This is a genomic window from Aeromonas molluscorum (assembly GCF_051376105.1).
Classification (GTDB): domain Bacteria; phylum Pseudomonadota; class Gammaproteobacteria; order Enterobacterales; family Aeromonadaceae; genus Aeromonas; species Aeromonas molluscorum.
Genome location: NZ_JBPQCY010000003.1, coordinates 341,331 through 355,745 on the forward strand (window position 1 = coordinate 341,331; position 14,415 = coordinate 355,745).

The 14,415-nt window shown below is 57.8% G+C and carries 10 protein-coding genes and 4 tRNA genes; 5 read left to right on the forward strand and 9 right to left on the reverse strand.

What is annotated here, in order from left to right; translation table 11 throughout:
• Positions 1-4 precede the first annotated feature (4 nt).
• The 4 genes from livG to ACSMDR_RS20880 all read right to left on the reverse strand — a co-directional run bounded on the left by livG (position 5) and on the right by ACSMDR_RS20880 (position 4,139).
• Positions 5-772 carry a high-affinity branched-chain amino acid ABC transporter ATP-binding protein LivG gene (gene livG, locus ACSMDR_RS20865; protein WP_436469556.1) on the reverse strand — a complete coding sequence of 256 codons (768 nt, stop codon included), beginning with the start codon at positions 770-772 and terminating at the stop codon, positions 5-7.
• A complete protein-coding gene (locus tag ACSMDR_RS20870; protein WP_436469609.1) occupies positions 769-2,025 on the reverse strand; it encodes a high-affinity branched-chain amino acid ABC transporter permease LivM in 1,257 nt (418 codons plus the stop codon). Before ACSMDR_RS20870 ends, livG begins: the two co-directional genes overlap by 4 nt.
• On the reverse strand, positions 2,025-2,951 hold the full coding sequence (livH, locus tag ACSMDR_RS20875) for a high-affinity branched-chain amino acid ABC transporter permease LivH (protein WP_005897971.1): 927 nt from the start codon (positions 2,949-2,951) through the stop codon (positions 2,025-2,027). Before livH ends, ACSMDR_RS20870 begins: the two co-directional genes overlap by 1 nt.
• Positions 2,952-3,020: 69 nt before the next feature.
• On the reverse strand, positions 3,021-4,139 hold the full coding sequence (locus ACSMDR_RS20880; RefSeq protein ID WP_436469557.1) for a branched-chain amino acid ABC transporter substrate-binding protein: 1,119 nt from the start codon (positions 4,137-4,139) through the stop codon (positions 3,021-3,023).
• Between the two features lie 421 nt (positions 4,140-4,560).
• On the opposite strand from ACSMDR_RS20880, the gene ACSMDR_RS20885 reads away from it, so the two are divergent.
• On the forward strand, positions 4,561-5,565 hold the full coding sequence (locus ACSMDR_RS20885) for a substrate-binding domain-containing protein (protein WP_436469558.1): 1,005 nt from the start codon (positions 4,561-4,563) through the stop codon (positions 5,563-5,565).
• 173 nt (positions 5,566-5,738) lie between these two features.
• On the opposite strand, the gene ACSMDR_RS20890 is transcribed toward ACSMDR_RS20885, so the two are convergent.
• Genes ACSMDR_RS20890 through ACSMDR_RS20900 form a run of 3 tightly spaced genes read right to left on the reverse strand, consistent with a single transcriptional unit; the run spans position 5,739 to position 10,530 of the window.
• Positions 5,739-8,819, reverse strand: coding sequence for a multidrug efflux RND transporter permease subunit (locus tag ACSMDR_RS20890; protein WP_436469559.1), 3,081 nt, complete (start codon positions 8,817-8,819; stop codon positions 5,739-5,741).
• 15 nt (positions 8,820-8,834) lie between these two features.
• Positions 8,835-9,941, reverse strand: coding sequence for an efflux RND transporter periplasmic adaptor subunit (locus tag ACSMDR_RS20895; protein ID WP_005897962.1), 1,107 nt, complete (start codon positions 9,939-9,941; stop codon positions 8,835-8,837).
• A 25-nt stretch (positions 9,942-9,966) separates the two neighbouring features.
• Positions 9,967-10,530 carry a TetR/AcrR family transcriptional regulator gene (locus tag ACSMDR_RS20900; protein ID WP_436469560.1) on the reverse strand — a complete coding sequence of 188 codons (564 nt, stop codon included), beginning with the start codon at positions 10,528-10,530 and terminating at the stop codon, positions 9,967-9,969.
• A gap of 235 nt (positions 10,531-10,765) precedes the next feature.
• Here ACSMDR_RS20900 and ACSMDR_RS20905 point away from each other — a divergent pair.
• From ACSMDR_RS20905 to ACSMDR_RS20920, 4 genes are all read left to right on the forward strand, one after another.
• Positions 10,766-10,842 (forward strand) — tRNA-Arg (locus ACSMDR_RS20905).
• Positions 10,843-10,891: 49 nt separating this feature from the next.
• Positions 10,892-10,967 (forward strand) — tRNA-His (locus ACSMDR_RS20910).
• Positions 10,968-10,998: 31 nt separating this feature from the next.
• Positions 10,999-11,083 (forward strand) — tRNA-Leu (locus tag ACSMDR_RS20915).
• A 57-nt stretch (positions 11,084-11,140) separates the two neighbouring features.
• A tRNA-Pro gene (locus ACSMDR_RS20920) sits at positions 11,141-11,217 on the forward strand.
• Between the two features lie 86 nt (positions 11,218-11,303).
• Here ACSMDR_RS20920 and pyk read toward each other — a convergent pair.
• Both pyk and ACSMDR_RS20930 read right to left on the reverse strand, forming a co-directional pair.
• Entirely contained in the window at positions 11,304-12,740 is a 1,437-nt protein-coding gene (gene pyk, locus ACSMDR_RS20925) for a pyruvate kinase (protein ID WP_436469561.1), read from the reverse strand.
• An 83-nt stretch (positions 12,741-12,823) separates the two neighbouring features.
• Complete coding sequence (locus ACSMDR_RS20930; RefSeq protein WP_042041249.1) at positions 12,824-14,161, reverse strand: MFS transporter; 1,338 nt, start codon at positions 14,159-14,161, stop codon at positions 12,824-12,826.
• Positions 14,162-14,415 lie beyond the last annotated feature (254 nt).

A 14,415-nucleotide genomic window follows, 5' to 3' on the forward strand; every position in this document is an offset into this window, starting at 1 on the left:
GTCCTTACGACTCGCCCAGATAGGCCTTGATCACTGCCGGATTGTTACGAATTTCCTCCGGTTTACCCTGAGCCAGCGGCGTGCCCTGGTTGACCACGAAGATGCGATTGGAGATATCCATCACCAGCTTCATGTCATGCTCTATCAGCAGCACCGAGACACCGAACTCGTCGCGCAACCCGACGATCAGCTCGTTGAGCTCGTCGGTCTCATGGGGGTTGAGGCCGGCTGCCGGCTCGTCGAGCATCAACAGCGCTGGCTTGGTAGCCATGCAACGGGCTATCTCCAGGCGGCGCTGCTGGCCATAGGCCAGGTTGCCTGCGGGACGGTTGGCAAGGTCCTTGAGGCCCACTTTTTCCAGCCAGAAGGCGGACTGATCCAGGCCCTCCTGTTCGGCGCGGCGAAAAGCCGGGGTCTTGAACAGGCCGGAGAGAAAACCGGTGTTGAGGTGACGATGCTGGGCGACCAGCAGGTTCTCTACTGCCGTCATGTCCTTGAACAGCCGAACATGCTGGAAGGTGCGCACCACCCCCTTGCGGGCGATGAGGTGGCCGGGTAGCCCCTGGATCTCCTCGCCACGGTAGCGGATGGTGCCGCCGCTTGGCCGGTAGAAGCCGGTCAGGCAGTTGAAAATAGTGGTTTTGCCAGCCCCGTTGGGGCCAATGATGGAGATGACCTCACCCTGGTCGACATCAAGCTTTACGCCGTTGACGGCCAGCAGACCACCAAAACGCATCGACAGATCAGAGACTTCTAATAACTTCTGATTCATTTTTGCAGCTCCAGATGGGGGCGGGTCATGGGCAGCAGACCCTGAGGACGCCAGATCATCATAAAGACCATCAGCAGACCGAACATCAGCATGCGGTATTCGTTGAACTCGCGAGCCAGCTCGGGCAGTACCGTCATGACAATGGCGGCCAGCACCACGCCAATCTGAGATCCCATGCCACCCAGCACCACGATTGCCAGCACGATGGCCGACTCGATGAACACGAAGGATTCAGGGCTGATGAAGCCCTGGCGCGAAGCAAAGAAGCTGCCCGCGAAGCCCGCGAAGCAGGCGCCTATGGTGAAGGCGGTCAGCTTGATGATGGTGGGATTGAGCCCCAGAGATTTACAGGCGATCTCATCTTCGCGCAGTGCCTCCCAGGCGCGGCCGAGTGGCATACGCAGCAGACGGTTGATGACGAACAGAGTGGCGATGACCAGCAACAAGGCCATCAGATAGACGAAGATCACTTTGTGGTTGGCGTTATAGGTGATGCCAAAAAAGTCGTGGAAGGTGCCGAAGCCGCCATCCTTGACGGTGCGGTTGAATTCCAGGCCACCCAGGGTGGGTTTGGGAATGCCGGATATCCCGTTCGGGCCACCGGTGAGGGAGGTGAGGTTGTTGAGCAGGATACGGATGATCTCGCCAAACCCCAGAGTGACGATGGCCAGATAGTCCCCCCTCAGCCGCAGCACGGGGAAGCCGAGCAGGAAGCCGAACAGGGCGGCCATGCCCCCCGCGATGGGCAGGCACTCCCAGAAGCTGAGCCCGAAGTAGGTGTTGAGCAGGGCATAGCTGTAGGCACCGACCGCGTAGAAGCCGACATAGCCCAGATCGAGCAGACCCGCCAGACCGACCACCACGTTCAGACCCAGACCCAGCATCACGTAAATCAGGGTGAGGGTGGCGAGATCTACGGCACCACGGGAGGCCATGAAGGGCCAGCTTACCGCCAGCAGCAGGGCGATGAGCGCCGCCGTGTTGTAGAGGCGTGGCGCCTGCTCCGGACTGGGCAGAACCAGCTTGGAGACACCGCTGGTGGACCCCTTGAACAGCCCCAGGATCTGGCTGCGCAGCAGCTGGAAACAGAACACCAGAGCCGCCCCACCCAGCAACCAGACCAGGGAGACATCGAGCCTGCTGATGACCAGCAAGCGAGTGCCGTCTGTTTCGAGCTTGAAGCCGAGTAGCCAGAAAGAGAGCAGCATCAGCACCAGGCTGGCGACGCAGGCGTGAATGAGTTGACGTTTCATCATACTTTCTCGACCTCCGGGCGACCCAGGATGCCGGTGGGCATAAAGAGCAGTACCAGGATGAGCAGGGCGAAGGCCATGACATCCTTGTACTCGGTGCTGAGGTAGCCGGCGGTGAGCGCCTCGACCACCCCCAGCAGCAGGCCGCCGATCACGGCGCCCGGAATGCTGCCGATACCGCCCAAAACAGCCGCCGTAAACGCCTTCAGTCCGGCCATAAAGCCGAGGTAGGGGTTGATCACACCGTAATACATACCAAGCAGCACACCGGCCACCGCGGCCAGGGTGGCCCCCAGCACGAAGGTGATGGAGATGACTACATGGGTGTCTATGCCCAGCAGGTTCGCCATCTTGATGTCTTCCGAGCAGGCGCGGCAGGCGCGGCCCATGCGGGAGCGGTTGATGAACTGGGTCAGCGCCAGCATGGTGATGAAGGTCACCACGAAGATGATGAGCTGCATGTAGGAGAGGCTGGCCTGGAAGCCATCCTCAGCGCCAAAGTTCCAGCCGCCACTGATCAGGGTCGGCATGGCGATGTCCCGGGATCCTTGTGCCATGCGCATCATGTTCTGCAAGAAGATCGACATGCCGATGGCGGAGATGAGGGGGATCAGGCGGTTGCCGCCGCGCAAGGGGCGGTAGGCGACCCGCTCTATGGTCCAGCCATAGGTGCCGGTCACTATGATACTGATGAGAAAGGCAGAACCAAGCAGTATGGCTGTGGTGTCTATACCCATCATCATGAGGGCGGCCATGACCATGAAGGCAACATAGGAGCCAATCATGTAAACCTCGCCGTGGGCGAAGTTGATCATGCCAATAATGCCATAGACCATGGTATAGCCGATGGCGATCAACGCATAGGTACTGCCTATGGTTAATCCGTTCAGCAATTGCTGAACCAAATAAAGAATATGTTCGGACATACTGCGTTCCCTGTACTTGCCCGCAAAGACGTGAGGGGGTGAGCATGCTCACCCCCTCCGGCAGATTTATTATTTGAGTTGAGTAGAGGTGCCGTCGGCATGCCACTCAAACATGCCGAACTCGAAGCCTTTCAGGTCGCCATTCGGTGCCCAGGTGAGGGGGCCCATGACGGTGTCTATGGTGCTGCTCTTGATAGCCTTTTCCACGGCAACCGGGTCTTCACCGGCTTTCGCTATACCGGCAGCCAGGGTCTGGACTGCCGCATAGGTGGTCCAGACGAAGGGGCCTGAGGAGTCCTGACCCTTGGCCTTGAAGGCTGCGACGATCGGGGCGTTGGCCGGCACCAGGTCATACTTGTTCGGCAGGGTGACCAGCAGACCTTCGGAGCCCTTACCGCCGATGGCGGAGATATCCTTGTTACCTACCCCTTCCGGACCCATGAACTTGGCCTTGAAGCCTTTCTCATTTGCCTGACGCAGGATCAGACCCAATTCCGGGTGGTAGCCGCCGTAGTAGACGAAATCGACGTTCTCTTTCTGCAGCTTGGCGATCAGGGCGGAGAAGTCCTTGTCACCGGCGGTGATACCTTCGAAGGCAACGACTTTGACGCCAGCCTTGTCCAATGTGGCTTTCACGCTGGAGGCGATGCCTTCACCATATTGCTTCTTGTCATGGATGACGGCGACACGCTGGGGTTTGACCACGTCAATGATGTACTTGGCGGCAGTCGGGCCCTGATCGCTATCCAGACCTATGGTTCGCAGCACCATCTGGTAGCCACGCTCGGTGATCTTGGGGTTGGTGGAGGCGGGGGTGATCATCAGCACGCCTTCGTCTTCATAGATGTCGGAGGCGGGCAGGGTGTTATCGGAGCAGAGGTGGCCAACCACAAATTTGACACCGTCGTTGATCACCTTGTTGGCGACCGCGACCGCTTGCTTGGGATCGCAGGCATCATCATAGATGACGGCCTCGATCTGCTTGCCCTTGATGCCGCCAGCCTTGTTGATCATCTCGACGGCCATCTTGCCGCCGGTGAATTGCATGTCGCCATATTGAGCGACCGGGCCGGTGACCGGGCCTGCAATGCCAATCTTGATGGTGTCGGCGGCATAGGCCATGGAAACAGAACCAAACAGCGCCATAGAAACCGCTGCCCTGACTGCAACCTTGCTCCAGTTATTCATAGATTCGTCCCTTTAATCAGTGGATTGTTTCACACCGGACAGACTTCCCGCTTATCCGGCAATAGCTAAGGTTCTATCATTCCTGCCCCAGTAATAACAAGCTGTTAAAGATATGGCATAAGGGGCACTGGGTGGGGGTTGAATGAAGCTTACGACTATGTATAGACATTTGCTTGGTGTTTAATGCTGTTTTTTATAGGTAACATAAGGTTAACATTTGGGGTGTGTTGATTTGATAGCGGAAAAACCTGACGAGTTTTTACTCTGATGAGGCTCCCATTTCGTTCAAAATCTGTTTGCGCAAACTCAGGGCGGCACCTAGATTAGCCAGCATCGGCAATCGCCTGACAGTTCCCGTTAATTTCAAGCCTTTATTCGGGAAATCTGCTAAGGTTCCGCTTTTGATATTCAGGAGACAGAGATGGCCACTATTAAAGATGTCGCCGCGCGCGCAGGCGTATCCATCTCCACCGTCTCACATGTACTCAATCACACCCGTCGGGTCAGCGAAGAAGCAACCCAAAACGTGCTTGAGGCGGTGGCAGAACTCAACTACGCACCCAATTCGGTGGCGCGCAGCCTCAAGATAAATTCGACCAAGACCATAGGCATGCTGGTCACCACCAGTGCCAACCCCTTCTTCGCGGAGGTGGTTCGCGGGGTGGAGGCTTACTGCTTCGAGCAGGGCTACAGCCTGATCTTGTGCAATACCGAAAACCAGCCACCTCGTCAGCAACACTATCTGCGGATGCTGATGGAGAAGCGGGTCGATGGCCTGCTGGTACTGGGTACCGATATAGACACGCCGCTGCGCGACATGCTGCGTATCCACAAGTCAGTGCCCCAGGTGGTGCTGGATTGGGGAACCGAGTGCGATTTTGCCAACGTCATCAATGACAACGCGCGCATCGGTGCCCGCATGGCGGTCGGCCATCTGCTGGAGCAGGGCCATCGCAATATCGCCTGCATCACGGGTCAGCTCGACAAGCCAACCACTCAGCAGCGACTGGATGGGGTGCGCGATGCCCTGGCCGAGCAGGGGCTCACCTTGAAGAGCGAGCAGATCTTCGAGGGGGACTACGAGAGCCAGAGCGGTTTCGACCAGATGCTGCATATCCTGGCGCTAGAGCCGCGCCCGACCGCGGTCTTTGCCTTCGACGATCCCATGGCGATAGGTGCCATCTGCGCGGCCTGGGAGGCCGGGGTCAAGGTGCCGGACGATATATCCGTCATCGGCTATGACGATGTGGAGATGGCGCGTTTCTCCAGCCCGCCGCTCACCACCATTCGCCACCCCAAGGCCGAACTGGGCCTGCTGGCGGTGCAACAATTGGTGAGCAGGATCCGCAACAAGGAGCTGGAAGTCGAGTCCATGACGGTGCAGCCCGAGCTGATAGTGCGCCGCTCGGTCAAATCCTTGCGCTAAACGCATCCGCTTTGCTCATCCAGAAACGGCCACCCCAGCGGGTGGCCGTTTTTATGGGTGATGATCGGGGATGACCCCGAGCTGCGCTTATTGTTGAAGACTCTGCATTGAAAGCTCAATCCCCGCCCAGAAAAAAGGCCCCTCGCGGGGCCTTTTTTATATGGAGCATGGGATCAGTGACCACCCATCGCCTTGGGAGGAATCGACTCGTCGAACTCCTTGAGCGGCTCATGTTTGGACGCCAGGAAGGTGTAGATAACCGGCAGTACGAACAGCGTAAACAGGGTACCTATGGCCAGACCGGCAACGATGACGATACCGATACTGAAGCGCTGGGCGGCGCCAGCCCCCGCTGCGTACAGCAGCGGAATAAGGCCGGCTATCATGGCCGCCGTGGTCATCAGTATGGGGCGCAGTCGCACCTTGGCCGCCTGCATCACAGCTTCCATCCGGTTCTTGCCGTGCAGCAGCTGTTCCTCTTTGGCCACCTCACAGATAAGGATGCCGTGCTTGGTGATCAGGCCCACCAAGGTGATCAATCCCACCTGGGAGTAGATGTTCATGGTTGCCAGACCCCAGGCCAGCGCGATCAAGGCGCCACTGATAGCCAATGGGACCGACACCATGATCACCAGGGGGTCACGGACGGATTCGAACTGGATGGCCAGCACCAGGAAGATGATGGCCAGTGCCAGCGCGAAGGTGGCATAGAGCGCATTGCCTTCGGTGACAAACTGACGAGCCTCGCCCATGAAATCGTAACGATAACCCTGGGGCAGGGTGGCAGCCGCTTCCGTTTCTAACCAGCCGATCGCATCGCCCATGGCAACACCCGGGGTAGGCACTGCACCTATGGTCGCCGAGTTGAGCTGGTTGAAGTGGGGCAGGGCGCGCGGCTCACCGACTACATCTATGGTGATCAGGCTGCCAAGGGGCACGGAGCGACCATCGGCGGCGCGAACATAGTAGCCTTTCATTGACTCGGGATTGAGGCGGTACTTGCGTTCCACCTGCGGGATCACCTCATAGGAGCGGCCATCCAGGTCGATACGGTTGACGTAGCCATCCGCCATCATGGTGCCCATGGTGACGCCTATGTCCTGCATGGTGATGCCGTAGGCACCGGCCTTGTCCTTGTCGATGTTGATCTTCATGGTGGCAGAGTCATAGTTCAGATCGAGATCCGAGTAGACAAACTGGCCACTGGCCTGGGCTGCGCTCAGCACCTCGCTTGCCACGATAAACAGGCTCTCGAAGCTGTTTGGTGTGGTGATGACGAACTGGATCGGCAAGCCGCTGGATGCACCTGGCAGTTCGGGGAACTGGAAGGTGGTGATGGACATGCCGGGGATGTCTTTGACTTGCAGGCCGACGCGATCCAGCACCTCCTTCTGGCTAGCCTCCCGCTCGCTCCAAGGCTTCAGAGAGGCGATACCGAACGCCTGATTGGCATTGAATACACCGGAGAAGACTTGTGAGTAGGCGATCTCTGGCTGGTCGTCCAGGATCTTGTTCACATCCTTCATGGTGGATTCGATGTAGTCCAGATTGGCGTTCGAGGGCGCCGTGCCCAGCACCGCCATGACGCCTTTATCTTCGGATGGCGCCAGTTCGCTCGGGATGAACTTGAACAGCAGCGGCAGACTGCCAAAGACGATGACCGCGAAGATGATGACCACGATGCGCTTTTGCATCACGGCGTGCAGCATACGGTCATAGCGATCCGTCATGCGTTCGAGCAGGTGATGCACAGTGCTTTCGAACTTGCTCGGCTTGGCATTGGCCTTGAGCATCACGGAACACATCATGGGGGAGAGGGTCAGGGCGATGATGCCTGACACGAACACGGCTCCCGCCAGGGTCAGCGCAAATTCCTTGAATAGCGAGCCGGTGATGCCACCCATCAGTGCGATAGGGGCGTACACGGCTGCCAGAGTCAGGGTCATGGCGATGACGGGGACGGCTATCTCCCGGGTACCTATGATGGCGGCCCGGAACGGTTCCTCCCCCTCCTTGATGTGCCTGTCCACGTTCTCCAGCACGACGATGGCGTCATCCACCACCAGACCGATGGCGAGCACCATGGCCAGCAACGTCATGAGATTGATGGAGAAGCCGAAGATGTCCATCACCATCACGACCCCGATGAGACTCAAGGGGATGGTGATGATGGGGATGATAACGGCGCGGAACGAGCCCAGGAACAGGGTGATCACCACCAGTACGATGGCCGCAGCCTCGATGATGGTCTTGATAACCTCGTGGATCGATTCATTGATGGCCACGGTCGAGTCATAGAGGATGTTCAGCTCCATGGTACTCGGCATGTTGCGCTTGAGGCTTGGCAGCATCGCCAACACGTCGTGGGCTATGTTGATCGGGTTGGCAGTCGGCGAGGCGTTGACTGCCATGACCACGGCTTCACGGCCATTGGCGGTGGCGCGATAGATGTCGTGGCTCTTCTCCAGGCTGACTTTGGCGATGTCGGACAGACGGATCACCTTGCCTTCCCGGGTCGATACAACCAGTCGTTCCAGTTCGGCGGTATTGGTGACCTGTGTCTTGGCATCACCGTTGAACAACATGAAGTAGCCGGTGGACTGGCCGGTTGCCGACTGATAGTTGTTGCTGTTAAGCACCGTCATCACGTCACTGGCGGTCAGGTTGAAGGCGGCCATCTTGGCCGGATCCAGCCAGACGCGCAGGGCAAACTCGGTCCCGCCGTAGAGATCCACCTTGGAGACGCCGCCCACAGTAAACAGCTGGGGCTTGACGACCCGTTCCAGGTAGTCGGTGATCTGACTCGAGTTCAGCTCTGGACTGGTGACCCCCAGATAGAGCACCGCGGTGGTGGAACCGGTGGAAGAGGTGACCGAAGGGTCTTCCGACTCTTTGGGCAACTGGGAACGTACCGAGTTCACCTTGGCAAGAATGTCTGACAGCGCGGCGTTCGGATCGGTATTCAACTTCATGAATGCCGTCACGGTCGAGCTACCCAGCTGACTGGACGAGGTCATGAAGTCGATGTTGTCGGCCTGGGCTATCGCCTGTTCCAGGGGTTGGGTAATGAACCCCTGGATCAGATCCGAGCTGGCGCCGTAGTAGCTGGTGTTGACCGTGATGACGGTATTGATCACCTCGGGATATTCGCGCACCTGCATCTTGAAGATGGCCTGGAAGCCAAGCAAGGCGATCAGAAAACTGATCGAGATTGCCAGCACAGGCCGCTTTATGAATATGTCAGTAAATCGCATTACAGATCTCCGCGCTTACAGCATCGGGGCTTGTGCCGGGACAGCCAGGGCATCGTTTTTCTCAACTTTGACCTTGGTGTCGTTACTCAATCGCACCTGTCCGGACAGCACTACCTCATCACCGGCTTTGATACCGCTCAGGATGTGGGCATCATTGCCGCGGCGCTCGCCAACCTTGATTACATGTTGAGTGACACGTTTGACGCCGTCCTTCTCCTGGATGACGTAGACGTTCTCGCCATAGAGGGTGAAGGTAATGGCATTTTGTGGCAGCACGACCTGGTCTTTGATGGTGGGTAGAACAATGCTGGCGCGGGCAAACATGCCGGAGCGCAATTTGCCGCCATTGTTGGGGATGTCAGCCTGCACCTGGATCAAACCGCTCTGATAGTTGACGGCCGGTTCGATGGCGCTGATCTTGCCGCTGAACTCGGTTTGCGGGTATGCATCCACGCTGATCTTGATGGTCTGACCCAGGGATATCTTGCTGATATCGGTCTGGGGTACGGTAAAGCGCAAACGCATCACGCTGATATCTTCCAGACGCACTATCTCGGTACCCGGCTCCATGTATTGGCCGAGGAAGACATTGCGCAGACCCACGACGCCCGCGAAAGGCGCTCGTACTTCCCGACGGGCTATGGTCGCCTTCAGGCTCTCTATGTCGGCCTCCAGGGAGCGATAGCTGGCTTCGGCATCATCGAGCTGGTCACGGGAGATGGAGTTCTTCGTATAGAGGTTCTTGTAGCGCTCGAACTTGGCTCGGGCGGCAGGCAGTCTGGCGGTGGAAGAGCGCAGATTGGCCTTCTCGACGCTGGAGTCCAGACTGATCAGCAGTCGGTCGGCCTTGACGTCCATGCCTGACTCGAAGGCTATCTGATCGATAGTACCCGCCAGTTCGGTCGACAACGTGACACCCTGGTTCGGTTCGACGAAGCCGATCGCTTCGATGGTCGGGGTCCAATCCTGGGACTTGATGACCATGGCGGTGACCGGGAATTCGGGCTCGGGCCTGTTGGCCATGAACTCGGCGATCTTCTTCTGCTTGAACATATTGAAACCGATAACGCTGCCAAACAGGGCCAGCGCGATCAGCAACATGATGGCCATCCACTTTTTCATGAACAGATTCCTGATTAGAGAAATTTTAGGGTTGTAATATGGCTTGCCAGCTGGCGCGTATCACGGCTTCCTGCTGGGTATCGGTCAGAGTCAACTGATGCCCCCTGCATTGTTGTAGCAAGAGGGCAACACTGTCCAGGCTGAGGGATTGCAGCACCCTCAGCGGTAGATCGATAAACAGCCCTGCTATACGACCTCGCTCAAAAAACCGATCTAATGGTTCCCATAGCGCCATGATGACGGGGTCGCGTTCCAGTTCCGAGGCCAAAGGCGAGCACTCATACTGCAGTTTGCAGATGATGGCATTCGGGTCGGAAGTAAAAATGTGATGAATATTGAGCCACAACTGTCGGTATTGCTCGAAAGATGTCTCTTCTATATTCACGTCATTCAGTATCTGCTCACGGCACCCCATGATGGTGTGCCGATAAAGTTGGCGGATCAGATCTTCCTTATCGCTAAAGTAACGATAAATAGTTCCAGTTGCCACCTTAGCTTGCTTGGCGACCATGGCAATAGAGAGTCCATGAAAGCCCTGCTCGGCGAGAATATCGTGTGCCGCATCGAAAATGCGCTCTTTCTTATTCATGGTCCTTGCGGTATCACTGAATGAACGTTCATTCATTTTAGGGGCATATGGAGGCAAGTCAAGGACACCTAAGCTGTAGAAACAGGGGCGCTGGGTGTCGAACCTGGCTGAGTAGCCGATTAGTCGTTGCAAATGCAGTCAAGTGCTTGAAAAAACAGCGGTTGAATCAATTGAATGAAAAAAGAGTGGACAAGCCGACTCAGGTAGTGAATAATCCGCCCCGTTCGACAGCGTGGCGCCCGTAGCTCAGCTGGATAGAGCGCTGCCCTCCGGAGGCAGAGGTCACAGGTTCGAATCCTGTCGGGCGCACCATCAAACGTGCGCTGAATTAGCGGGCGTGTTGTGGAACAAAACAGCTGTGGTGGCTGTAGCTCAGTTGGTAGAGTCCCGGATTGTGATTCCGGTTGTCGTGGGTTCGAGCCCCATCAGCCACCCCATTAAGCTGTAGAGTGACAGTTAGTTCGGTATGCGAAGGTGGCGGAATTGGTAGACGCGCTAGCTTCAGGTGTTAGTGCCTTAGGGTGTGAGGGTTCGAGTCCCTCTCTTCGCACCATACTGACTGTAAGCATGAGATGACCGAAAGTTGTTTTTTGCTGTTAAAAAAATTTCTCGGTGATTAGCGCAGCCCGGTAGCGCATCTGGTTTGGGACCAGAGGGTCAAAGGTTCGAATCCTTTATCACCGACCATCTTTAGAAAAACCCCGCTTAGGCGGGGTTTTTTGCATTCAGGATCCTGCTATTTGGCCCTCTCTGTTCAGAGCCAGGCCTCACCATCAGCAGGCAAACGCCACAGGATCAGTGCTCAGGGGCACCAAGCGACAGACATCCTCATGACCGTATCCCTCCAAGGCATCAAGTTGGCTGATCAACAGAGAGTCGAGCCCGGTCAGCTGGTTAGCCTGGCGCAAGGTGGCGATCAAGTGGTCATGGTGACCATCTGTCTGCGTCTGTTCGAAGTAGATGGGACGCACGCCACGCAGCATGGCCATCTGATTGAGCAAAGGCCTATCGCTGGAGAGGGCCCATAGCGGGTTGTCGAGGAGGGTGCGGGAGAGGGCGATGACGGCAGCGCCCTGGGGGGTCAGCACGGCAATACCGCACCCCTTGTTCTGCCCGAAGGCCGAGGTCATGGCAGCCAGCGCCATGCCGTGGTCGGGTTGCTCCTGTGAGCCGACTTTCTGCCAGAGTGGCTGCCCGAATAGCGCCTCCTGCTCTGCACCGAGGGCGATGCGGGCCATGGCCTCAACGGCTTCAACCGGATAACTGCCTGCGGCAGATTCCGCCGAAAGCATGACGGCGTCGGTACCGTCCATGACCGCATTGGCGACATCCAGCACCTCGGCCCGGGTCGGCATGGGGTTGGTTATCATGGACTCCATCATCTGGGTTGCCGTGATCACCGGGCGGCCAAGCAGGCGACAGCGCTGGATCAGTCTCTTCTGGACGCCGGGCAGTCTGGCGTCGCCTATCTCGACGCCCAGGTCCCCCCTGGCCACCATGATGATGTCGGCGGCGCGGATGACGTCATCCATGGCCTCGATGGAGGCGACCACCTCGGCAACGATGGCGGCCCTGCTGCCGGTGGCCCGGATCAATTGCCGCGCCTCCTGCAAGTCTGCCGCACTGCGCGGGAAGGAGACGGCGACGAAGTCGGCGCCCAACTGGTGTGCCGTCACAATGTCCAGCTTGTCTTTTTCAGTCAGGGCCGGTGCGCTCAGGCCGCCCCCCAGCACGTTGATCCCCTTGCGATTGGACAAGACGCCCCCGATCAATACTCGGGTGTAGACCCGGTTCTCCGCAATGTGCTCCACCTTGAACTGCAGGCGGCCATCGTCGAGCAGCAATATGTTGTCGACCCTGACCTCATTGACCAGTTCGGGGTAATCGAGGCCGACGCGCTCCTGGTTGCCTTGGGCGGGATCCAGACTGGCATCCAGAATGAAACTATCCCCCGGCAGCAGTCGTATGCTGCCCTCTGCGAAGCTGGCGATCCGGATCTTGGGGCCTTGCAGGTCGGCCAGTATGCCGATGTGCACCCCAAGCCGGGTCGCAACCTCGCGGATCCGCCGGGCGAGTTGCTGATGCTGTTCACTGGAGCCATGGGAGAAGTTGAGTCGAAACACATTGGCTCCCGCCAGGATCAATTTTTCCACCATCTCTCTGGAGGAGCTGGTCGGGCCTAGGGTAGCGATAATCTTGGTTTTACGCATGGGGTGGGCTCTCTGTCTGGGGGCGTGACATAAAAAAGGTGGTCAAGAGACCACCTTTTTTATTGGGTTCATTTGCGTGATGGTCAGTAGTTGACGACTTTTTTGGCTTTCCACACCGTCAGGGCGAGCAACATGGAGATGACCGAAGCACCAAGCCAGAAGTACTGGGCACTGCTGAAGTCGTAGTGAGTGACCCCGTCGACCACGCTGGTCTTGATGAGGGCGGCGGAGACCAGCTCCTGGCCGGAGGCGGCGATGTAGGAGCAGAGGCCGATGAAGCCTTTCACGGCGCCGACGGCGGTCTTGGGCATCAGGTCACAGGCGGTCAGACCGGCCAGGAACACCACCAGACCACCGATGGAGTAACCGATCAGGGAGAGGGCGACGGCGTCCATCATGCGGCTCTGGGGGCCCCAGAACATCAGGCACATACCGGCGATGTTGGCCAAGCCGTACAGCAGGGTCGGGATGTGGCGGTTGGAGTTGAATACCTTGTCGGAGATGACCCCGGCCAGGATGGCGCCGACGAAACCGGCGATGGGGTAGGCGGACATGGCAAAGCCGGCATCGATCAGGCTGTATCCCTTCTGCTCTTGCAGATAGAGCACGGCCCAGGAGCTCATGGCGTAGCGGGACATGTACATGAAGGCACAGGCGGCGGCGATGAGCCAGACGGTCGGCTGCTTGAGGATGAACATCTGGGCGCGACGGATCTCGGCCGGCTCGACTTTCTTGGCGATCTCCGGCTCTTCACCGAAGGCGACGGCAGGCTCGGGCAGAGCATAAGTCTGCGGGCGGTCCTTCAGGGCCAGGAACATGAAGATGGCGGCGATCCCGGAGGCAATACCGGCCCCGATGAAGCCCGCTTGCCAGCCGAAGTAGCTGACGACGGTCGCGGTCAGTATCCAGGAGATGCCTTCACCTATATTGCGGGAGCCGCCCCAGATGGAGTAGACGGAGCCACGCTGCTTGGGGGAGAACCACTGGAAGATGGAGACGCAGGAGGGCGCCGAGCCGATGGACTGGAACCAGCCGTTCAGGCCCCACATCAGCACCAGGAAGAAGGTGGCCGTGTTCATGCCCATGAAGATGGTACAGACGGCGGAGGCGCCCAGGGCGACCGACATGAAGCGGCCTATGTTGGCGTAATCCGACAGGAAGCCGTTGGAGAACTTGCCGACCGCGTAGGTGAACAGGAAGGCCGAACCGATGACACCCAGTTCATCCAGGGTGACGATCCCGGCATCCAGCAACGGTTTCTTGACCACGTTAAGGCTCATGCGAACCACATAGAACATGGCGTAGCCCAGTACCAGGCCCAGGAAGACCTGCCACTGATACTTGCGATAGATGGACCTTATCTTGTCCGGCGAGGCGTCCATGACCGGAAGGTCGGCTCGCGTCTTGAAGAAGTTGAACATGGTACTCTCCGTGAATAATTGGGTACTAATGTGCAGAGATGCTCTGCTGTAGTGCAGAGATGTTCTGCCATAGTGCAAAGTTGCTCTGCCGTCCTTGGCATAGTAGGTAGGGATAACAGAGGTCAGCAAAGCCGAGAATTTGGGTCAGAGATGACTCAACTGACTGATTTGATGAGTCATAAATGACATCTTCCGGCTGGTTCGATCTGGGGGGATCACCGAAAATGAGAGGGATGAATGGGGGGGAATGGGTC

Coding starts and splice junctions, on each gene's coding strand:
- livG (WP_436469556.1), bottom strand. CDS start 772: ATGAATCAGAAGTTATTAGAAGTCTCTGATCTGTCGATGCGTTTTGGT.
- ACSMDR_RS20870 (WP_436469609.1), bottom strand. CDS start 2,025: ATGAAACGTCAACTCATTCACGCCTGCGTCGCCAGCCTGGTGCTGATG.
- livH (WP_005897971.1), bottom strand. CDS start 2,951: ATGTCCGAACATATTCTTTATTTGGTTCAGCAATTGCTGAACGGATTA.
- ACSMDR_RS20880 (WP_436469557.1), bottom strand. CDS start 4,139: ATGAATAACTGGAGCAAGGTTGCAGTCAGGGCAGCGGTTTCTATGGCG.
- ACSMDR_RS20885 (WP_436469558.1), top strand. CDS start 4,561: ATGGCCACTATTAAAGATGTCGCCGCGCGCGCAGGCGTATCCATCTCC.
- ACSMDR_RS20890 (WP_436469559.1), bottom strand. CDS start 8,819: ATGCGATTTACTGACATATTCATAAAGCGGCCTGTGCTGGCAATCTCG.
- ACSMDR_RS20895 (WP_005897962.1), bottom strand. CDS start 9,941: ATGAAAAAGTGGATGGCCATCATGTTGCTGATCGCGCTGGCCCTGTTT.
- ACSMDR_RS20900 (WP_436469560.1), bottom strand. CDS start 10,530: ATGAATAAGAAAGAGCGCATTTTCGATGCGGCACACGATATTCTCGCC.
- pyk (WP_436469561.1), bottom strand. CDS start 12,740: ATGCGTAAAACCAAGATTATCGCTACCCTAGGCCCGACCAGCTCCTCC.
- ACSMDR_RS20930 (WP_042041249.1), bottom strand. CDS start 14,161: ATGTTCAACTTCTTCAAGACGCGAGCCGACCTTCCGGTCATGGACGCC.